Genomic DNA, 20,067 nt, shown 5'->3' on the forward strand with positions numbered 1-20,067 from the left:
TTGTTTGCTATGCTGCCTGGTTGGTGCTCAGGAGCGGTACGAGCCTATACCAAACTCCATCCACCTGAACCTGACGTAGCTCTCCGCGCCGGCTTCTGACGCGTCTAACGATAATCTTTCCGTTATTTTGCAGATTGTCAGGATGACATCCCTCGACCGTGTAGGCTTTCCAGTGTATAGTTCCCAGCCTGATATTCAACACTCTTCTGCAGCCGCTCGGGCTACAAACTATTCCGCCATTGTATGTGGCGTATGCTTTTATCATTTGACTCCCTTACCGTATTCTACCTTGGCCTGCAAGCTGTCAAGCCAGCTTAGCACTAGCTCGATATCGAACCACTCTGGTTCGAATATGTATGCAGAGATAACCTCTGCGTCCGTGGCGAGCTGGTAGGGGTGAGTCTCTAGAGTACCCGTTTCGTAGTTAATAAGTAGCCTGCTCGGCCTACCTACATAAAATCTACCAATCGGGAAACGACCTTGCTCTAGGTCATGGCGTTCGCCGCCCGAACCCATATAGTAGCGCCCTGCGTTTTCAAAAAACGCCAGCCATCGATTTCGCGCCTCTCGCCACTTAGGCAGCTGTTCTACAATCGATAGCCTAACCACTGCAGCTATCCTGCTGATCTCAGGCAAGATCTGCATCGGATCCTCAAGGTGCTTAGTGCTCATCCTTTAACCTTTCTGTACTAGGGATGAAACTACCATGCAAGTATCTCATCTCTCGCACGACTATGCAAGCATAACTAAAAAGCCCCGATGTTTTCGGAGCTTTTATTTAGTAGACTTGGATAATTATCTATCAGCCTCTTCTGCTTCTTTTGCAGACTTTTGGAGTGGAGTCGGAACCTTCTCAAACTTTCCGCCAGCTTTTTCGATCGCGATGACGACGCTTTTTGAAGCTCCCTGAACCTTTAGAGTTAGCTTGCTCGAAAGCTCGCCACGTGCAATTACCTTGATAGTATGGAACGGTGTTGCAACAAGACCGGCCTCGTAGAGTGAAAAATTGTCGACTACACCAGTCATACCCTCGAGGCGATCGAGATAGACAACTTGGGCTGGTATTCGCAGACTCTTGAATCCGCGAGCCTTCGGCACGGCATTTTTAATACCATTCTGACCACCCTGAAACATGGCGTGAAGTTTTTTACCAGTACGCGCATTTTGACCTTTGGTACCACGACCAGCAGTCTTACCGCCACCGGCAGAAATACCACGACCGACGCGCTTCCTGCTTTTGTGTGGAGCCACCTGAAGTTCGTTGTATTTCATCTTATTTCTCCTCCTGCTTTACTGCTGATTTTTTAGCAGTTGGCTTTTTGGTTGCCTTGTCGGCATTTAGCCATTGATCACGAGGAACAAGTCCAGCTAGGGCTTCAACAGTTGCGTAGGCAATATTTACCTTGTTTGTTGAGCCGAGCGATTTTGACAGCATGTTTCGGATGCCAGTTACACCGATAACGGCACGGACCACGCCACCAGCGATGATACCAGTACCAGGAGCGGCTGGCTTGATCAAGACGCGAGCGCCTGCAAGCTTGACTTCCATTTCGTGTGGAATCGTTTCGTTCACAACTGGAATTGTAATAAGGTGTTTTTTGGCAACATCGGTCGCTTTGGCGATAGCGGCCTGGACGTCTGCGCCCTTGGCGACGCCAACACCAACCTTGTTCTTGCGGTTGCCTACGACGACAAGCGCCTTGAAACGGAAACGACGTCCGCCCTTGACGACGCGTGCAACACGGTCGATATTTACTACGACTTCCTCGAATTCCTTTGGTGCCTCTGAGGCACGATCGCGCCGGTCATCGCGGCGACCACCTCGTGACTGCTGACGACCGCGTGGCGTGCGAGCTTCAGTCCGGGGTGTAGTAGGCGCAATTTGTTGCTCTGCCATACTAGAACTCCAATCCTTCCTTGCGTGCAGCGTCTGCTAGTGCCTTTAGGCGACCAGCGTATTGACGACCGTTACGGTCGAAGACAACTGCGGTTATTTTAGCTTTCTTTGCTTTCTTCGCGATTTCGGTACCAATAACGGCACATTTCTCGGTCATAGTACCTGATGCTTTTGCGCCGACGGTTGTTGCACTTGCTAGCGTGTGACCTTTTGTGTCATCGATCAGCTGAGCTGATACGTGCATATTGCTAATCGTTACGCTGAGGCGTGGTCGTTCAGCCGTGCCGTTGATCTTTGCGCGCACACGATTCTTGCGGAGACTGCGATTAAGCAGTTTTTGTGCGAAATTACTCATTATTTCTTACCTGCCTTTCCCGCCTTGCGCAAGATTTGCTCACCTTCGTACATGATACCCTTGCCCTTGTACGGCTCAGGCTTCTTGAGAGCACGAATTTCAGCGGCAACTTGACCGACTTTTTGTTTGTCGATACCACTGACGATGATTACCATCTTGTCGTTTGAGACATTTACGCCTTCAGGAGCTTTAAATTTGATTTCATGACTAAAGCCAAGGCTCATGGTTAATTCGTTATTGCTTGATGCAACACGGAAGCCAACACCTTTGACCTCTAGACGTTTCTCATAGCCTTTGGTGACGCCAATTACCATGTTGTTGATGAGCGCACGCATCAAGCCGTGCTGGCTACGCGCTTGCTTGCTCTCGTCTTTTGGATTGACGGTGAGTACGCCATCGTTGATGTTCACGTCAACTGCTGGAGTGATGAACTGGACGAGCTTGCCTTTTGGGCCCTCGACAGTAATATTTCCAGAGTCAACCGTGATTGTCACACCTGACGGAATCTCGATTGGTAGTTTTCCGATTCGACTCAGACTCATTTCTTACCTTTCGTTAAATGCAGGTAAAGTGTTTGTTTTCTCGTGCTTTCAGCTAGATAGCTGAGGCGCAAAATCCCTCGACTTCACTCGCAAATTATTATCTAGTCAATTTTAGCATTTTGGCAGACAAAAATCAAGTGGTAAGATGCCTTTTATGACGCAATGACAGCCTCGCTAGATGCAATTGTTTCATCGCAAAAATACTATTTATAGTTGATAGTCGTAAACATTGGTAGATGGTCTGATATTAGATTGTTTATTACCATAAAATCATGGCAGATATGCGGGTCTTTTTGAATAAACGTATAGTCAGCATAAAGTTGCTTATCATCTGGATAACGGCTCCACGCTACCTCGTTTCGGGTCGTTTGGATGGCGTACTGAGCAATAAGGTTATCAAACCCCGCCTCCTCAATCATAGAAATCGATTTTGTATCTGGCATCAAATTGAAGTCACCGACGATGATGTTGAGAGCATCGCCGTTTTCGGTTGTCGATCGTACGATCGCCTCTGATTGACGTAGTCGCGCTGGAGTGTCGCGTTTATCGCCAGGGCGTGAACAGCCGTGCACATTTGTTATCGCGACTAGCTGACCAGATTCTAGCGAAGTAACACACACAAGCCCGAGACCAGTTTCCTGATCGGCGCCGAGTATAGTACGCGACTCCATGACAGGTAGTCGTTTAGAGATGTAAGTAGCGTTGCTCACGACATGCTCGCCAGGTTTTTCGGCGTAAAATAAATTGAAACTATCTTTTAGAATGCGCTTAATGTCACGACATATTTTTTCGTCGATCTCTTGAAAACACAGAACGTCGTTTCGTTGAGACTCTTGTTCGATAAATTCTAGTAGTGGATCATGAAAGTTTCCATGCCAGATATTAAGTGACATTATTCGAAGTGATGAGCTTTTGTTTTTTTCTATGACTATTCTCCCCGTAGATTTAGCTATTAATATATTTTATATAGCAGCATTACAGAAAATACAAACTTCGCTTAAATTTATGGTTTATCCCTAGCGTTAGCATATATTCTGGCAAGCAAAAAACACCCGAGGCTTTATCCGGGTGCTTTTTGTGAGGCGAAGCGTCTTTTAGTACACCTTGAGGAGAATCTCTCCTCCAAGTTTGTTCTTGACTGCTTCTTGACCAGTCATAACACCCTTTGAGGTGCTGACGAGAACCAGTCCGCGGCCTTGCTTGACTTTTGGAATGTCGACTGCCGAGGTGTATACACGACGACCTGGCTTTGAAACACGAGCAATCTCTGTGATTGGACAGCTCTCGCCCTCTTTTGCCAGTGTCACAACGAGCGTACCTCGCGGTTTGCCGTCCTCTACTTTGACGTCTGCCAGGTAGTTGTTTTTGACGAGCTGTTCAGCGACAACTTTCTTTAGTTTTGAAGTAGGAACGCGAATTTCGGTTTTGCCAACCATTGCGGCGTTACGGATGCGGGTCAGGAGGTCCGCGATTGGGTCAGTAGATTGTAAACTCATATCTTTTTCTCCTTTCCTTTACCAGCTACTCTTTGTTACGCCAGGAATTTCACCCTTAGCGGCTTTTTCACGGAAGTTAATGCGACTGAGGCCAAACTTGCGCATGTAGCCACGAGGACGACCGCTGATCATATCGCGGTTTTTCCAGCGAGTTGGGCTACTGTTCTTTGGAAGCGCCTGAAGACCATCTAGGTCGCCTTCTTCTTTAAGTTTTGCGCGCAATGCGGCGTATTTTTGGATCATCTTTTGGCGCTTAAGGTCGCGAGCAATCATAGATTTCTTCGCCATTATTTTGCCTCCTTTTCAAATGGTAGACCGAATTTCTCGAGTAAGGCGCGTGAAGCGACCTTGCTACCATTCTTGATAGCAAACGTGACTTGCATACCGTGCACAAGTTGCGTTTCCTCAAATGTCAACTCTGGGAATATACTTTGATCGGTTAGACCTAGGTTGTAGTTGCCACCTTTGTCAAACTTTGCGCCTACGCCATGGAAGTCACGGACGCGCGGTAGAGCAACGTTTACTAGACGATCAAGGAATTCGTACATACGAGCGCCACGTAGGGTAACGTTCATACCAACCGGTGCGCCCATACCGGCACGAATCTTAAAGCCTGCAATAGACTTCTTTGCAAGACGCTCGATGGGCGCCTGGCCAGTGACACGTGCGAGGGTGTTTCTGACGACTTCAAGCATACGCTTGTCATCTTTGTTCTTACCAGTTCCTACGCTCACGACGATTTTTTCTAGAACAGGAACTTGGTTCACGTTCTTGAGGTCGAGTTCGGCCTGAAGTTCCTTGGCATAAACATCTTTGTACAAGGCTTTCAGACGAGGAGCGGTAGAAACAGCGGCTTTTTTCTTAGCTTCTGCCATTACTTAATCTCCTTATTCTTTTGCTGGCGTGCGACACGAGCCTTGACGCCATCTGCTACTTTGTATCCAACACGGCTAGTTTTGCTTGTCTTTTCGTCAACAACTAGCGCGAGCTTATGAAGGCTGATGCCTACGTGGATGTCCTTTTTACCACCTCGAGGGTTGATCTGACTTGGTTTAACGTGTCGATGACCAAGACCGACGCCTTCGACCAGCGCCATATTCTTTGCTGGTAAAACAGATAGAACCTTGCCGGTTGTACCTTTGTTTTTCCCTGCAATTACCTTGACTAGATCGTCTTTACGAATACGCTGAGCCATTATAGTACCTCCGGAGCCAGGCTGATAATCTTTGCATAGCCCATATCACGAAGTTCGCGTGGGACTGGACCAAACACACGAGTTGCTTTTGGCGTTTTGTCTTCGTTGATGATCACAGCAGCATTGTCGTCGAACTTAATAGTGCTGCCATCTTTGCGACGGATTTGAGCGCGCGTGCGAACAACTACCGCCTTGATGACTGACTTTTTCTTGACGTTACCAGTTGGGCTAGCTTCTTTGACGCTAGCGGTGATGATATCACCGACACGAGCATAGCGGCGGCGTGAACCACCAAGAACCTTGATACAAAGGATTTCCTTTGCGCCACTGTTGTCGGTGACCTTGAGACGAGTTTCTTGCTGAATCATTAGGCTTCTACCTCCGCAGTGTCGTCCTTGACGCCAATACTGCCAACAGAGCGCTTTTCGATATTTTGTAGCGTAAAGCTCTTACGTTTGCTGATTGGGCGAGTCTCGATGATGCGTACCATATCACCTTTGCGAGCCTCATTCTTTTCGTCGTGAGCTATGTATTTACGAGTGACAGTATACTGCTTCTTGTAAATCGGATGAGTCTCACGGCTAGTTACGGTGACGACGATAGTCTTGTCAGCGACGTCCGAGGTCACTTTGCCGAACAATGTCTTGGCCATATTATTTACTCTCCTTTGCGGCAAGCTCAGCTGCTCGGATAGCAGTGTGCAAGCGCGCGATTTCTTTGCGAATCGTACCGATGGCGCGTGGATTTACCAGTTCGCCAGCGCGGTGTGAGCGACGGCTTGTTACGAGGTCAGCTTGCTTGTCGGTTAGTTCCTTACGGAGATCTTCAATGCTCTTAACCTCGTTAGCTTTCTTCGTAACAGGCTTCTTTACAGTAGTTTTCTTTGCTTCAGCCATCTTATGCTTCCTCTCGTTTTACAAAACGGGTCTTGACTGGGAGCTTGTGGCTAGCGAGGCGCATCGCTTCGCGAGCAACCTCTTCGTTTACACCCTTCATCTCAAAGAGAACTGTGCCAGTCTTTACTTTTGCAACAAAGAACTCTGGATTACCCTTACCTTGACCCATCTTCAAGCCAAGTGGCTTGCGAGTAACTGGGGTGTGCGGGAAAATCCGAATCCAGATCTTGCCGCCACGCTTAATGTAGCGGGTCATTGCCTGACGCGCTGACTCAATCTGACGGCTAGTGATACGCTCGTTTTCTAGACTCTGAAGACCGAAGTCACCAAATGCAACGTAGTTACCACGAGTCGCATTTCCCCTATTTTTGCCGATACGAACCTTGCGGTGGGCAACTTTCTTTGGTAGCAACATTAGCGGTCACTCCTTTCGCCCTTATATATCCACACTTTGATACCGATGATACCAGTACCGTTTGGACCTAACGCCCGAGCAGCATGGAAGTCAACATCAGCTCGAAGGGTGTGAAGTGGCACGGAACCTTCAATAGTCTTTTCGCGTCGGCTCATCTCTGCGCCGTTTAGGCGGCCAGCTACCTCGATACGGATACCTTTAGCGCCGGCGTTCATAGTGTTTTGAGCCGCCATCTTGACCGCACGACGAAAGTTTGCGCGACGTTCAAGCTGTCGTGCAATGTTTTCGGCGACAAGCTTAGCGTTAAGTTCTGGTCGACGAACCTCTTCAACGTTAATTCGCACAGGCAAGCTGACGATTTTTTCAATTTCTTTTTTAAGATCGGCAATACCAGCACCACCGCGACCGATCACTACACCAGCCTTGGCAGTATGGATTGTGATAGTAATTAGGTTGGCGCTACGCTCAATCTCTACTTTCGCGATAGTTGGACGAGAAGCAAACTTCTTTTCAACTAGGTCGCGAATCTTGATATCTTCCGCCAGCCACTTAGCAAAATCGCGTTTGCCAGCGAACCAACGTGAACTCCAGTTCTTATGGACTTGGAGGCGGAAGCTGATTGGGTTAACTTTTTGGCCCATGTCCTACTTCTCCTCTTTCTTAGCTGGCTTTTCAGCCGCTTCAGCCTTTTTTGCAGCAGGCTTCTTGACTTGCTTTAGCGTACCAGTCACCTCGACGAGGATATGGCTAGATTTTTTCGCAAACGGTAACGCGCGACCACGAGACGCTGGCTTGTAGCGTCGGAGACGTGGGCCAGCGGTAACACTCAAAGTGCTGATCGCAAGGCTCTTTGAGTCGAGCCCGTGATTATTGGTAGCGTTTGCTGATGCTGACATAATCGCTTTTTTGATAGCGAGAGCAGCGCGTTTTGGAGTGTGATCAAGGATAACCGAAGCATCGGCCACGCTACGCCCGCGAACTAGGCTAGCAACAAGACTCAGTTTGCGTGGAGTCTGATCAACGCCCTTGATCATCGCGCGGACGGTATAGATTTCGTCAGCCATAATTACTTCTTATCCTTTCCGCCGTGCTTACGGAACTTACGAGTTGGGCTAAACTCACCGAGTTTATGTCCAACCATGTTTTCTGTGACAAGCACCGGAACATGCACGCGACCGTTATGAACTGCGAACGTAAATCCTACCATCTCTGGAGTGATCGTGCTCGCGCGCGCCCAGGTCTTTGTCACTGTGCGGTCGCCAACTGTAAGCTTAGCTACTTTTTTTGCAAGCTTTGCGTCGACGAATGGGCCTTTTTTGAGTGAACGACTCATATATTACCTCTTCCTCTTAGCTTCGTGACGACTGCGGACAATCATCTTGTTAGTTGATTTTCGGGTACGAGTACGGTAACCCAGCGTGAGCTGACCCCATGGCGTACGAGGCGCTTTACCGCTACCGTGGCGACCACCGTCACCACCACCGTGTGGGTGGTCTGCGGCGTTCATGACAACACCACGAACAGTTGGGCGAATACCCTTGCGTCGTTTGCGTCCAGCGCTACCAACTTTTACATTCTGATGTTGGATGTTACCGACAACACCTAGCGTTGCTTCACACTCTAGACGGAACTTACGAACCTCGCCCGATGGCATGCGGACCATTGCGTAGTCGCCTTCTTTTGCCATGAGCTGAGCCCTAGCGCCAGCTGAGCGAACCATCTGACCGCCCTTTCCTGGGTTGATTTCAATCGAGTAGATTTGGCTACCGACAGGAATATTTGCCAGAGGCATGCGGTTACTTGCTTCGACAGGAGCGTTAGCGCCAGTCTTGATAACCTTGCCTTTTGTCATCTGGGTGTCGGCCAAAATATAGTGGTATAGACCGTGCTGATCCTTGACACGCGCAATACGTGCACTACGATTTGGATCGTACTCAATTTCCTCAACAGTCAATACCATGTCTGACGCCATGCGATGATTCAGCAGGCGATAATGACGACGGACGCCACCGCCACGATGGCGAACAGTGATACGACCGGTGTTGTTGCGACCAGCATTTTGCTTCTTGCTCTTAGTCAGTGACTTAAGAGACTTGCGAGTAGTGATATCTGACAGATCCTGGGATGTCATACCGCGACGTGCAGGAGTAGTTGGGTTGTATGCTTTGATAGCCATTATTTCTTCTCCTCCTTCACTTCTTCGGTATCAAAGACCTTGATTTTACCCTCAGCTAGGGCGACGTAGGCCTTTTTTGAATCCTGACGAGTGGTTGTGCCTGGATAGCGGTTTTTGCCACGTGAGTAGCGGACCGCTTTGCCATTCTGTACGGCAGTAGTGACCTTGGCAACCTTTGTGCCCTCGAATTGCGCCTCTACAGCCTGAGCAATCTCATCTTTGTTGGCATTTAGTGGCACATCAAAGATGTATGTATTTTGCGTAGTGATCAAGCGATAGGCTTTTTCGGTAGCGCGTGGAGTGACGATGTTAAGCTTCATTATTTGTCACCTCCGAGCCACGCCTCAACCGCTTTCACAGCGCCTGGTGTCATGACAATTTTATCTGCATTTAGGATGTAATAAACACTGAGGTAGGTTGCACGAACCAAGAGGGCTTTCTCGAGATTGTTCGTTGCGCGCATGATCTCAGGTGTTTTTTCATCGACAACGATGAGAACTTTCGCATCTTTGTCAAACTTGTTGTCAGCAAAAAACTTCGCGACCTCGGCAGTCTTGCCGGTTGTCTTGATATCGCTAACAATAATCTTCTTTGCCTGGTTTGCTAGCGTTAACGCCTGGCGAAGCGCTACCAGCTTGCTTGTCTTTGATAGCTTAAGTTTGTAGTTCTCATTACCACGTGGACCAAAAACGACACCACCACCGCGCCAAATTGGGTTGCGTGTGCTACCAAAGCGTGCACGGCCAGTGCCTTTCTGCTTCCAAGGTTTCTTGCCACCGCCGCGAACTTCACCGCGTTGTAGCGTGGTTGCGCTTGCTTTGCGACTATTCGCAAGGAATGCGTCATATGCAAGCTTGAGTAGCTGGTGGTTTGGCACCTCTACTGCAAACACAGCTTTTGGCAAGGTTGCTTTTGCTGGCGTAGTTTTTTCAGCCATTACTTAGCACCTTTCTTGCTTATGTTGATAACGATCGTACCCTTCTTTGGGCCAGGGATAGCACCCTTGACACCGATCAGGTTGTCCTCGGCCGACAGATATGCAACGCGCAGGTTTTGTACAGTAACCCGCTCAGCACCCATGTGACCAGCCATGCGCTTACCCTTGAAAATCTTTTGTGGGTACATACTACCAATCGAGCCGACTCGTCGTGTGTTACCCTTGCCACCGTGGGTTTTGCGGTGACGCTTGAAGTTGTGCCGCTTGATTGTACCAGCCCAACCTTTACCCTTTGAGATGCCAGTCGCATCTACCATGTCACCCAGTTCAAACTCTGTGACATTCCACGAATCACCAACCTTGATTTCACCAAGATCGTCGACTCGAAATTCCCGAATTTCTTTCGGGGTGACACCTGCGGACTTTACATGTCCTGCTTCGGCCTTGCTCAGGTTCTTACCCTCACCATATGCCACCTGGACTGCGTTATAGCCGTCGGTTTCGACAGACTTGACCTGAGTCACAGTCACGGGGCCGGCTTGAATCAATGTTACTGGAGTAGTAACACCATCCTCACCGATGATTTGGGTCATACCAATTTTGGTACCGAGAAGTGCTTTCATAGCCCTCTTTACTCCCATTTAAAAGCCTCGGTGGCCAGCAGTATCCGATGTGGACTTACTGATTCACGCGAGCCAAGTTGTTATTACGTAATAAGTTACGCCTTTTATATTAGCAAATAATTCACTATTCGTCAAGAGTGCTACTAGAGATTTTACACGAATTGGGAGCGTTTCTGATACTAGCTGGTTTGATATAGATAATCTAGCTAAATCAGCATCCCGGCTGGCAAAAAGAAACTAACAATTGTCACCAGAATCAGAATCGCATACCAAATTTTTCTATTGAATTGATATTTTTCAAATCGATTAACAATAACCAGTCCAAACAGCATGCCGATCGGGACTCCAGAAAAGGGCAATCCTCCCAAAAATATAGGCGATCGAAACTTCAGCCACAAAGTCCCTAGTACCACAACCAGAACAAGCTTCAGAAAATAAACCCCATCACTCTCGTATAGCTTCTCACGACCCGTTCGACTAAATATGCGATTACGTGCGTAGGTCCGCTGTTTATTTCGCTTGCTTGTCATATATCGCAGTATAACATAAGCATATTGCATAAGAGCTTAGTCTGTAGGATAATGAAGCTAACGGTTATTAAACAGGGGTTATTTTTATGGCAACCACAAAGAAAACAACTAAAAAAGCTGCTACAAAACGTACGCCAGCTAAGAAGACTGCACCAAAACGTGCGCCAGCCAAAAAATCTACTACAAAAGTAACTCGCGTCTCTCGACCAAAAAAGGCAGCTGTCCGGTCGTTCCGTCCCGCAAAGTCAGACGAGCAGTTTATGACGTTTAAGATAACTCGTCAGACTGTTTACTGGCTGGTTCTAACTGGTATTGTTCTACTTCTTGGTCTTTGGGTGATTGATATTAGTAACAAAATTCAACACATATACGACCAAAATGACGCCGCTAGACGACAAGCCGAGACTACAAAAGTCCAAAAGTCACACTAGCTCAACTTTAGTGCGATCAACAAAATACCCCTTCTAGATGGAGGGGTATTTTTTAGTTAAGTGCCAGACTACATACGAATTTCTGCGTCTACGCCAGCTGGAAGACTGAGGTTTTGCAGGCTATCGATTGTCTTTGGTGTTGCACCAGTGATATCAATCAAACGTTTGTGGACACGCATCTCGAACGCCTCTCCGCCCATCTTATAAACATGTGGGCTCTTGACGACTGTGTATGTGCTACGACGAGTTGGAAGTGGCACAGGACCAGCGATAGTAGCGCCAGTGCGCAAAGCCGTGTCAATGATTTGCTTTGCTGATTGGTCAATAACTTTGTGGTCATACGCCTTGAGACGTATACGAATACGCAAGCCCTCTGCAGGTTTTGCATCTGCCATATAGATATACTCCTTTTGCTCTAGTAACCTCTGCTCGAATCGGTTTTGTTAGCGTCTGGCCGAGTTCTCTAGTGCGATTAAATAATACCCACCTATTATACTCTGTTTAGTAAATAAATGCAACCAGCCTATCTGTTGACGCAGCGAGCATGCCATGCTATTGTTTACTTAAATCGCAACAAGGCGATTTGCTCTTTCGAAAGGAAGCTCCTATGAGAAGAAAACTGCTGGGCGTAATTGTCGGTACAATCACCAGCGTCGCGCTACTTGTGTCCTGTGGTCCAGCTCAGTCTTCTTCGGAAGAAGCGAGACCTGAGCAGAATACCGATCCAAAGGTCGGGTGGGTGTATGTGTCCACTGACCCACAGTGCGGAAAAGTTTACAAGCGGTGCGACGCTGGTACGCTTTTGTACGTAATGTATGATTATAGACGCGGCGGCCTTACGGCCGTTCCAAATAGCCCAGAGTGCTCATAAAGCTTTTTAACCATCGAGTCAGCCTGCGTTTGATGTATTTTTATATGTCAAACGCAGGCTTTTTAATTTTCTAAAAAAACAAAAGCCCACCCTTAAGCGCTAGGTTCAACTCGTGGCAGGCTTATGTATTGAATGCTATAACTACGAAGCCGAAATAACTGTTCCTGAAGTCTTTGCAATCACTTCATCGATACGATCAAGTGATCCAATTGAAACTGATCTACCGGTTTTCTCTACAAAATGAAGTGCTGCACGGACTTTCGGGAGCATACTGCCCGCTGAAAATTCACCTTTTTCGATTAGGTCGTTAGCTTCAGCAACAGTTATTTTGTCCAGCTTACGCTGGTCTGGCGTGCCAAATCCTGTCATCACGTAGTCTACCGCAGTTAATATAATCAGGCGTGACGCACCAACTTCTTCAGCGACGATAGCCGCCGAGAAATCTTTGTCGATCACCGCCTCAACACCAGTGTAGCTACCATCGGATTCTTGAATTACTGGCACACCTCCGCCACCAGCCGTAATAACTGTGACGCCAGCACCGATAAGAGCCTTAAGTGTATAGCTCTCGACAATCTTTGATGGTTTCGGTGACGGAACTACCCTACGCCAGCCTCTGCCAGCATCCTCCTTGACGACAAATCCGCGCGTCTTAGTGAGCTCTCTAGCCTCAGTCTCGCTATAGAACGGGCCGATTGGCTTGCTTGGATTGGTAAAAGCTGGGTCGTTCTTGTCGACAAGCATCTGAGTTATCATCGTCGCCGCCGTACTCGGCATACGCTGTTTTGTAAACTCATCAATCATAGACTGCTGCAGCCAAAAGCCAATCGACCCCTGGCTCATTGCAACGCAGGTATCAAGTGGCAGAGTTGGTACGGACGGTGTATTGATTGCCTCTTCGTGAAGAACAATGTTTCCAACCTGTGGGCCATTGCCATGGACGATTACCAGTCGGTATCCCTGCCGCACCAGTGGAACAAGCTTTCGCGCGGTCTCGTCGGCAACGCGAATTTGAGCCTCAGCCGTCGCCTTACCGTTGCGCTGGAGGGCATTACCCCCCAGCGCAACAACGATAGTTTCTCTTTGACTCATTTATATCAACACCGATATTGTCATCACGGTTATACTAATCGCCGCGAGGATTAATGCTAACCACCATGTACGTTTGATATAGGTTATGTAAGACACTTTAGCTAGAACCAGACCTCCGATCACGGATGCAATTGTTGGTGCAATGATGTTTACGATCGATACGGCTGTAGAATACGCTGTAACGATAAACTGTCGGTCAATGTTCGCAAAGTCAGCAAGCGGCGCAAAGATTGGCATGACTGCTGTCGCCAAGCCCGATGAAGATGGGATGAAGAACGAGAGCGGCAGAAATACGAGGAACGATAGTAGTGGCATCGCCCACGCCCCAACTCCTGTGAGAAGCTGCTCTCCAGCATGGATCACAGTGTCCATAATCTGACCATTTGACATCACGATAGTAACACCGCGCGCAACACCAATGATAAGAGCGACGGCCAATAGGTCACGAGAGCCGTTGATAAAGTCACCTACAACATCGCGGACTCCACCCTTGTTGGTCTTACCAGCGTAGTAGATTAGTGCGATTATAAATGTCGAGACCAAGAATAGCATAGATAGTTCGTTGAACCACCAGTCACCAAATGGAACCGAGTGGCTAACAAGCATACCCAAGACCGGTACATCCTTCAACCATGTAAGCGCGTTCTCAAAGAACGTGACACCAAACTTTCCTGCCCAAGGGATTACCGCCAAAACCATGGCGACAAATGTCAGGCCAAATACCGACATGACCGCAACACGACGACCAGTAAACGCTGGCGCCCGCTTTCCAGCCTGCTTGTAGTCGGCCAGCTCAGCTTTTGAGTCTCTCTTGTACTTACCGGCCTTGACTTTAGCGGCATAGCGCATCGTAAACCAGATAACAGTTACAAGTGAGAGCACAAAGATAACAATACGCTCGATGATGCCATCTCCGATACTGACGTTAGCAAAGCCTGAAGCTATACCAACAGAGAACGGATTAACAATCGAGCCAATCAAACCAGCGCCCGAGCCGAGAATGATAACCAGTGCGGCAACCATACCGTTGTAACCCGCAGCAAGCAGTAGAGGTACAACAAGGGCATAAAACGCAACTGTCTCTTCTTGCATACCATAGGTCGTACCACCGATTGCAAAAAACGTCATCATAATCGGGATAAGCCAATGCTCTTTACCCTTTAGCTTCTTGAGGATAGAAGCAAAGAAGGCGTCAAGCGCACCAGTTTTCATCGTAACACCGAGAAAACCTCCGATCACAAGGACAAAGAGCATCACCTCTATGCCACCGCTGATCGCCTGCTTTCCACTTGATGCATCGTCCGTCTGACCAACTGTACCAGCAATCGGCGCTTTAATTACATCCCAAATATCTTGACGAACATCATATTTGTTGCCGTCAGAATTTGTTTGAGTTTTTTCAGTCTGTTTATAAGTACCAGCAACTGGAAGCGAGTCACCGTCTTCGGTCTCCTTTGTCTGGTATTGACCTGACGGAATAATCCATGTCAGCGCAGCTACGATACCGATGATCACGAACAGAATCGTGAACGCCGATGGCATTCGTAAGTGTCGGATCGGCTTACGCGTCGCTTTCTTCGACGTTACAGGTTGTTTTTTCATAGCGGACCCTCCTTATTGTCCTTTTTTGGTTACAACGTCAATGCCATAACGGCTTTGATGGTATGCATACGATTCTCTGCTTCGTCAAACACGACGCTAGCCTCACTCCGGAATACCTCGTCTGTTACTTCCATTTCGTGTAGGTTATATTTCTCGGCAATCTCCTTGGCCGTTTCGGTGTTCGTGTCGTGGAATGACGGCAGACAGTGAAGGAACTTGACATTAGGGTTACCAGTCTCTTCTAGCATTGTGCGGTTTACCTGGTAGTCGCGCAGAAGAGCGATTCGCTCCTCGTACTGTGATTCCTCGCCCATTGAGACCCAGACGTCCGTATAAATCGCATCAGCACCATCCAACGCCTCTCGACGGTTATCTGTAACTGTAATCCTAGCGCCACTTTCGGCAGCCAGACGCCGTGCTTCTTCGACTAAAGCTGGCTCTGGGTGCAGGCTACTTGGCGCGAGGATGCGGAAGTCTAGCCCCATAATCGCCGAGCCGATCATCAGGCTATTCGCCATATTGTTCCGACCATCACCGACAAATACAAGTTTGACACCCCTGAGGCGACCTAGGTGCTCCTCGATCGTCATAAAGTCTGCCAGAATCTGAGTCGGGTGGAACTGGTCAGTCAGGCCGTTCCAAACTGGTACGCCAGAGTGCTTAGCTAGGCTGTCAACAGTCTCTTGTTTAAACCCACGGAACTCGATTCCGTCAAACATACGTCCAAGAACTTTTGCAGTATCCTCAACAGATTCTTTCTTGCCTAGCTGAATATCGTCTTTACCGAGAAACTCTGGAGCGACACCGAGATCGTTCGCCGCCACCGTAAAGGCACAACGAGTACGGGTTGAGTTTTTTTCAAACAACAGACAGATTTGTTTACCTTCGTGAATACGGTGCGGAATACCCGCCTTTTTCTGACGCTTCAGTTCGTGAGCCGTGTCGAGCATCTGTCGGATCTCGGCTGGTGTGAAGTCCTTCAGCGTGAGCAACGATCGTCCCTTTAAGCTTGAGTCAATAGCAGATTCTTCCACATCACTAGCTATATTGACAGGGACGCTAAACGAAGCATCCTCTACCGTGATACTCTGCGTAGTGTGGTGATGAGGCTCTGGTGCACCCTCGAGGTCTTCACGGACAAGTGGCATACTCATACAGCGTGGGCCACCTCGACCGCGGCCTAGCTCTGACCCAGCAACCTCGATCACCTCTAATCCAGCCTCGCGTAATGCTTGATTGGTGACATAGTTACGGTCATAAGTCACAACGACACCTGGAGCAATAGCGAGCGTATTGCTGCCGTCGTTCCACTGCTCACGAGCGGCCGCAATCGGATCGCCGTTTCCGCATTCAATGAGAGTGATGCTATCTTTGTGCAGTGCTTCGCGCAAGACCTTCTCAAGATCACGCTCCTTGGTTATCTTAGGATATCGGCTACCCTCTACCTTATCAAGAATATATATGTTGAGATGACCGTTTGCATCACGAATCTCTGGATGAATTGTAAACTTATCGTAATCAATCATCGTAAAGACCGTGTCGAGGTGCATAAAAGCATGAGATTTTGGAATCTCAAGAGCAATTACACGTTTGAAATCTGAACCAGCGAATAGCTTGGTTGCCATCGTCTCAATTGCCTCAGCAGTTGTACGTTCGCTAATTCCGATCGCCATCGTATCGTGACTAAGCACCAACTCATCACCACCCTCGATAGAAAAACGTTGGTTTCGACCGCTCCAGACAGGTATGTCTTGGCCAGCGAATCGAGGATGATGATTGATGATGTACTGCATAAACAGTGATTCACGACGTCGTGCCGGCCAGTGCATACGGTTAATTGTCAGCCCGTTTCCGATCGTAGCGGCTGGGTCGCGCGTAAAGTACAAGTTTGGCATCGGATCGAGATAGAATGGGTAGGCACTCTTCTCAACCATACTATGAAGCTGCTGCTGATGCTCCTCTGGAAGCGGAAGCTCGTCTTTTCGAACACCTGCCATAATCTTTCGAACCATAGCACGAGTATCCATTTGCTCGAGATAGGCAACCAGCGCATCGCTAACACGTCGCCCCTCTTGCTTTGAAGCCGCAACCATCTCAACAATGAACTCATGACGCACCGATGGGTCTGCCAAAGCCTCCGTCACAAGCTCGTCAAGATACAACACTTCGACACCGCGATCGCGTAGCACTTGCGCAAAAGCATCGTGCTCTTTTTGCGCTACTTCTAGATGAGGAATATCGTCAAACAGTAAGTCTGTCAGATAATCCGGCACAAGATTCTCAAGCTCCTCACCCGGTCTGTGTAATAGCACTGTTTTTAGTTTGCCGATTTCCGACGTAATATGTAGCGGCCTACCCATATTCACTACTCCTTTATATGTTTACCACCTAGTTTTTCATCACTTATTATAAGCATTTGCTTTTAAGTTTCAAGCTTATGTATATTTTAGTTAAAAAATATAGGGTGTAGATAACCAAAAACCAAAAATGCCCCCGACTGATCGGAGGCATTTCAGTGTAACTACGAGCGTAATTACTTGATGATGTTGGTTACGACACCAGCACCAACGGTGCGACCACCTTCGCGGATAGCGAAGTCTTGGCCCTTGTCCATAGCGATTGGAGCAAGCAACTTAACTTTGAAGGTTACCTGGTCACCAGGCATAACCATCTCTTTGTCAGCTGGAAGCTCAACCTCACCGGTAACGTCAGTTGTACGGAAGTAGAACTGTGGCTTGTAGCCCTTTGAGAATGGAGTATGGCGACCGCCCTCTTCCTTCTTTAGGATATAAACCTCAGCATCAAATTCAGTATGTGGAGTCAAGCTACCTGGCTTGACAACGACCTGACCGCGCTCAATTTGCTCGCGCTCAATACCGCGGAGAAGCAGACCAGCGTTGTCACCCGCCTGACCTTGGTCGAGGTTCTTCTTGAACGCCTCGATACCAGTCACGACAGAACTTTGGGTCTCTTTGAGGCCAACGATCTCAACTGGGTCGTTTAGCTTAACGATACCCTGCTCAATACGACCAGTCGCAACAGTACCGCGACCCTTGATCGAGAAGACATCCTCGATAGGCATCAAGAATGGCTTGTCAAGATCACGCTCTGGAAGCTCAAAGTATTCGTCCATAGCCTTGACGAGATCCATGATTGCGTCCTCTGCTGCAGCGTCACCCTCGAGAGCCTTGGTAGCAGAACCCTTGATGATTGGCGCGTTATCACCGTCGTAACCATTCTTTGTGAGAAGCTCACGAACGTCCATCTCAACAAGCTCAACAAGTTCTGGGTCGGCAAGATCCATTTTGTTGAGGAAGACAACGATTTTTGGCACACCAACTTGCTTAGCAAGCAGAACGTGCTCGCGAGTCTGTGGAAGTGGGCCGTCGTTTGCTGCAACAACAAGCACAGCACCGTCGATCTGAGCCGCACCAGTGATCATGTTCTTGACGTAGTCGGCGTGACCTGGCATGTCAACGTGTGCGTAGTGGCGGTTTGCTGACTCGTACTCAATGTGCGAGCTGGCGATAGTGATACCGCGTGCCTTTTCTTCTGGTGCGTTGTCAATCGTGTCGTAGTCACGAGGTACGTTGACGTCGCTTGGTAGCTTTTTGCTTAGAACGTGCGAAATAGCCGCTGTAAGCGTTGTTTTACCGTGGTCGACGTGACCCATGGTACCAACATTGATGTGAGGCTTTGAGCGATCAAAGTCTGCCATAGTAGGTATTTCTCCTTTTACTTATATTATTCACGACGCGAGCTTCATGGGTCTCAAAGTACAGGTTACCTGCATTTGGAACCAACACGCGCCGCGCGTATGGACTTGATTATAGAGGAAAAGCGCCAAGGTGTAAAGACTTTTGGGAGTAGTTCCATCGAGACGAGAAAAGACTGATTCGCTATTTCGATGAGGCCATCCCGACCTATACCTAAACCCAGCGATGACTATATCCGCACCACGGCGCGCTTTCAGAAGTAGTACTTTGGCTCATCAACTCTTCGCTAGATCTGGTATACCATACTCGCTAGAGACCGGCTTAGTTCTTTACCGACCTCTTTTCAACTAGAGCTGCATCGATCGCTGAGCGCAGCCCTTCGTCGAACTGTACCATCGGAGCCCATCCAAGCGCCCTAAGGGCTGAATAGTCGCCACTTAGACAGGATGCATCTTTTGCGCGCATATTTCCTACCGTTCCATAGGTTACCTTGCCTAATGACCCGGAGAGTTGATAAATCTTATCGACAACCTCCTTGACACTATGGGTCTCTCCTGTCGCAACAATGTATGTATCGCCCGGGCAGCCATTTCTAGCCACAAAGAACGCTCGGGCTACATCAGTCACGTGGACGAAGTCTCGCTTAGCCTCCATAGCACCGAGTTCTAGATCCTCGCCACGAACTGCTGCTCGGGCTACTTTTGGAATTAGGTGTGGATGAGGATCTAGGCTACCATACACATTAAACAGACGCATGATGACGAAATTTGATAATTGATACTTAATAAGCCCTTCGCCTGCGAGCTTGCTAGCACCATAAATGTCGTTAGGATCAACTGGAGTATCTAACGTACATTGCTGATCCGGAGAGCCGTAAACAGATGCCGATGAGGCAAATATAAATTTGGTCTGAGGATAATCTCGAAGTACCTGAATGATATTCTGAAGTCCTTGATAGTTCGTCTCATAAACTTCGTCAGGATGCTGGATACAGTACGGAATATAGTGTAGCGCGGCAAGATTATAAACCACGTCGGGACAAAACTCTTCTATCGCCCGACGGACCGCTTTTTTGTCAGCTATCGTTCCCTCAAAAACCGTAACCGACCCAAGAGCCGAAACCTTGTCATGCGCCGACGCGTCTCCGTTGCAAAATGCATCGTATATCGCAACAGTGTCGCCGTTACCCAAAAAACATTTCACCAGCTCATACCCAACATAGCCAGCACCGCCAAAAATCAAAACTTTCACCTGTTATCCTCCATCTCAGAATTAACCGCCTCTCGAATTATC

General features: G+C 48.3%; 29 protein-coding genes and 2 pseudogenes. 2 read left to right on the top strand and 29 right to left on the bottom strand.

What is annotated here, in order from left to right; all coding sequences use genetic code 11:
• Positions 1-261 precede the first annotated feature (261 nt).
• The 22 genes from GWK75_02365 to GWK75_02470 all read right to left on the bottom strand — a co-directional run bounded on the left by GWK75_02365 (position 262) and on the right by GWK75_02470 (position 11,062).
• Positions 262-672: a hypothetical protein gene (locus GWK75_02365; protein ID QHU91290.1), complete on the bottom strand. Its 411-nt coding sequence runs from the start codon at positions 670-672 to the stop codon at positions 262-264.
• A 123-nt stretch (positions 673-795) separates the two neighbouring features.
• Positions 796-1,272: a 50S ribosomal protein L15 gene (gene rplO / locus GWK75_02370; protein QHU91291.1), complete on the bottom strand. Its 477-nt coding sequence runs from the start codon at positions 1,270-1,272 to the stop codon at positions 796-798.
• Position 1,273: 1 nt separating this feature from the next.
• Positions 1,274-1,897 (bottom strand): 30S ribosomal protein S5, encoded by a 624-nt coding sequence (gene rpsE, locus GWK75_02375; protein ID QHU91292.1) that lies wholly within the window; start codon positions 1,895-1,897, stop codon positions 1,274-1,276.
• A 1-nt stretch (position 1,898) separates the two neighbouring features.
• Positions 1,899-2,252, bottom strand: coding sequence for a 50S ribosomal protein L18 (locus tag GWK75_02380; protein QHU91293.1), 354 nt, complete (start codon positions 2,250-2,252; stop codon positions 1,899-1,901).
• Positions 2,252-2,788 (bottom strand): 50S ribosomal protein L6, encoded by a 537-nt coding sequence (gene rplF / locus GWK75_02385; protein ID QHU91709.1) that lies wholly within the window; start codon positions 2,786-2,788, stop codon positions 2,252-2,254. The genes GWK75_02380 and rplF overlap by 1 nt, the downstream gene beginning before the upstream one ends.
• 209 nt (positions 2,789-2,997) lie before the next feature.
• Complete coding sequence (locus GWK75_02390) at positions 2,998-3,687, bottom strand: hypothetical protein (protein QHU91294.1); 690 nt, start codon at positions 3,685-3,687, stop codon at positions 2,998-3,000.
• Between the two features lie 201 nt (positions 3,688-3,888).
• A complete protein-coding gene (gene rpsH, locus GWK75_02395; GenBank protein QHU91295.1) occupies positions 3,889-4,290 on the bottom strand; it encodes a 30S ribosomal protein S8 in 402 nt (133 codons plus the stop codon).
• An 18-nt stretch (positions 4,291-4,308) separates the two neighbouring features.
• The gene (rpsN, locus tag GWK75_02400) at positions 4,309-4,578 is read right to left on the bottom strand and encodes a 30S ribosomal protein S14 (protein ID QHU91296.1); all 270 of its coding nucleotides are present in this window, start codon (positions 4,576-4,578) and stop codon (positions 4,309-4,311) included.
• Positions 4,578-5,165, bottom strand: coding sequence for a 50S ribosomal protein L5 (rplE, locus tag GWK75_02405; GenBank protein ID QHU91297.1), 588 nt, complete (start codon positions 5,163-5,165; stop codon positions 4,578-4,580). Before rplE ends, rpsN begins: the two co-directional genes overlap by 1 nt.
• Positions 5,165-5,485, bottom strand: a complete 321-nt coding sequence (gene rplX, locus GWK75_02410; protein QHU91298.1) for a 50S ribosomal protein L24 — start codon at positions 5,483-5,485, stop codon at positions 5,165-5,167. Before rplX ends, rplE begins: the two co-directional genes overlap by 1 nt.
• The gene (rplN, locus tag GWK75_02415) at positions 5,485-5,853 is read right to left on the bottom strand and encodes a 50S ribosomal protein L14 (protein QHU91299.1); all 369 of its coding nucleotides are present in this window, start codon (positions 5,851-5,853) and stop codon (positions 5,485-5,487) included. Before rplN ends, rplX begins: the two co-directional genes overlap by 1 nt.
• Positions 5,853-6,137, bottom strand: a complete 285-nt coding sequence (gene rpsQ / locus GWK75_02420; protein ID QHU91300.1) for a 30S ribosomal protein S17 — start codon at positions 6,135-6,137, stop codon at positions 5,853-5,855. Before rpsQ ends, rplN begins: the two co-directional genes overlap by 1 nt.
• 1 nt (position 6,138) lies before the next feature.
• Complete coding sequence (gene rpmC / locus GWK75_02425) at positions 6,139-6,381, bottom strand: 50S ribosomal protein L29 (GenBank protein QHU91301.1); 243 nt, start codon at positions 6,379-6,381, stop codon at positions 6,139-6,141.
• 1 nt (position 6,382) lies between these two features.
• Positions 6,383-6,796, bottom strand: a complete 414-nt coding sequence (rplP, locus tag GWK75_02430; protein QHU91302.1) for a 50S ribosomal protein L16 — start codon at positions 6,794-6,796, stop codon at positions 6,383-6,385.
• Positions 6,796-7,437, bottom strand: a complete 642-nt coding sequence (gene rpsC / locus GWK75_02435) for a 30S ribosomal protein S3 (protein QHU91303.1) — start codon at positions 7,435-7,437, stop codon at positions 6,796-6,798. The genes rplP and rpsC overlap by 1 nt, the downstream gene beginning before the upstream one ends.
• Before the next feature lie 3 nt (positions 7,438-7,440).
• On the bottom strand, positions 7,441-7,860 hold the full coding sequence (rplV, locus tag GWK75_02440) for a 50S ribosomal protein L22 (protein QHU91304.1): 420 nt from the start codon (positions 7,858-7,860) through the stop codon (positions 7,441-7,443).
• Between the two features lie 2 nt (positions 7,861-7,862).
• Positions 7,863-8,129 carry a 30S ribosomal protein S19 gene (rpsS, locus tag GWK75_02445; protein ID QHU91305.1) on the bottom strand — a complete coding sequence of 89 codons (267 nt, stop codon included), beginning with the start codon at positions 8,127-8,129 and terminating at the stop codon, positions 7,863-7,865.
• 3 nt (positions 8,130-8,132) lie between these two features.
• Entirely contained in the window at positions 8,133-8,972 is an 840-nt protein-coding gene (rplB, locus tag GWK75_02450; protein QHU91306.1) for a 50S ribosomal protein L2, read from the bottom strand.
• A complete protein-coding gene (rplW, locus tag GWK75_02455) occupies positions 8,972-9,292 on the bottom strand; it encodes a 50S ribosomal protein L23 (GenBank protein QHU91307.1) in 321 nt (106 codons plus the stop codon). Before rplW ends, rplB begins: the two co-directional genes overlap by 1 nt.
• Positions 9,292-9,909: a 50S ribosomal protein L4 gene (rplD, locus tag GWK75_02460; GenBank protein QHU91308.1), complete on the bottom strand. Its 618-nt coding sequence runs from the start codon at positions 9,907-9,909 to the stop codon at positions 9,292-9,294. The genes rplW and rplD overlap by 1 nt, the downstream gene beginning before the upstream one ends.
• Positions 9,909-10,532: a 50S ribosomal protein L3 gene (gene rplC / locus GWK75_02465; GenBank protein QHU91309.1), complete on the bottom strand. Its 624-nt coding sequence runs from the start codon at positions 10,530-10,532 to the stop codon at positions 9,909-9,911. Before rplC ends, rplD begins: the two co-directional genes overlap by 1 nt.
• 206 nt (positions 10,533-10,738) lie before the next feature.
• A complete protein-coding gene (locus GWK75_02470; GenBank protein QHU91310.1) occupies positions 10,739-11,062 on the bottom strand; it encodes a hypothetical protein in 324 nt (107 codons plus the stop codon).
• 98 nt (positions 11,063-11,160) lie between these two features.
• Here GWK75_02470 and GWK75_02475 point away from each other — a divergent pair.
• Positions 11,161-11,244: pseudogene (locus tag GWK75_02475) on the top strand (DNA-binding protein).
• A gap of 317 nt (positions 11,245-11,561) precedes the next feature.
• On the opposite strand, the gene rpsJ reads toward GWK75_02475, so the two are convergent.
• Positions 11,562-11,888 (bottom strand): 30S ribosomal protein S10, encoded by a 327-nt coding sequence (rpsJ, locus tag GWK75_02480; GenBank protein QHU91311.1) that lies wholly within the window; start codon positions 11,886-11,888, stop codon positions 11,562-11,564.
• A gap of 212 nt (positions 11,889-12,100) precedes the next feature.
• Here rpsJ and GWK75_02485 point away from each other — a divergent pair, with 212 nt between their 5' ends.
• Positions 12,101-12,364 carry a hypothetical protein gene (locus tag GWK75_02485; GenBank protein QHU91312.1) on the top strand — a complete coding sequence of 88 codons (264 nt, stop codon included), beginning with the start codon at positions 12,101-12,103 and terminating at the stop codon, positions 12,362-12,364.
• 141 nt (positions 12,365-12,505) lie between these two features.
• Here GWK75_02485 and arcC read toward each other — a convergent pair whose 3' ends face one another.
• The 6 genes and pseudogenes from arcC to GWK75_02515 form a co-directional block, all read right to left on the bottom strand.
• Positions 12,506-13,456: a carbamate kinase gene (arcC, locus tag GWK75_02490; protein QHU91313.1), complete on the bottom strand. Its 951-nt coding sequence runs from the start codon at positions 13,454-13,456 to the stop codon at positions 12,506-12,508.
• Complete coding sequence (locus tag GWK75_02495) at positions 13,457-15,058, bottom strand: YfcC family protein (protein QHU91314.1); 1,602 nt, start codon at positions 15,056-15,058, stop codon at positions 13,457-13,459.
• A 29-nt stretch (positions 15,059-15,087) separates the two neighbouring features.
• The gene (gene argF, locus GWK75_02500) at positions 15,088-16,077 is read right to left on the bottom strand and encodes an ornithine carbamoyltransferase (GenBank protein QHU91710.1); all 990 of its coding nucleotides are present in this window, start codon (positions 16,075-16,077) and stop codon (positions 15,088-15,090) included.
• Positions 16,078-16,182: 105 nt separating this feature from the next.
• Positions 16,183-17,418 (bottom strand): annotated as a pseudogene (gene arcA / locus GWK75_02505) (arginine deiminase).
• A gap of 173 nt (positions 17,419-17,591) precedes the next feature.
• Positions 17,592-18,776 (bottom strand): elongation factor Tu, encoded by a 1,185-nt coding sequence (gene tuf, locus GWK75_02510; GenBank protein ID QHU91315.1) that lies wholly within the window; start codon positions 18,774-18,776, stop codon positions 17,592-17,594.
• Positions 18,777-19,095: 319 nt separating this feature from the next.
• On the bottom strand, positions 19,096-20,025 hold the full coding sequence (locus GWK75_02515; protein ID QHU91316.1) for an NAD-dependent epimerase/dehydratase family protein: 930 nt from the start codon (positions 20,023-20,025) through the stop codon (positions 19,096-19,098).
• Positions 20,026-20,067: the final 42 nt, after the last annotated feature.

The organism is Candidatus Saccharibacteria bacterium oral taxon 955, from assembly GCA_010202265.1.
Lineage (GTDB): Bacteria > Patescibacteriota > Saccharimonadia > Saccharimonadales > Saccharimonadaceae > Saccharimonas.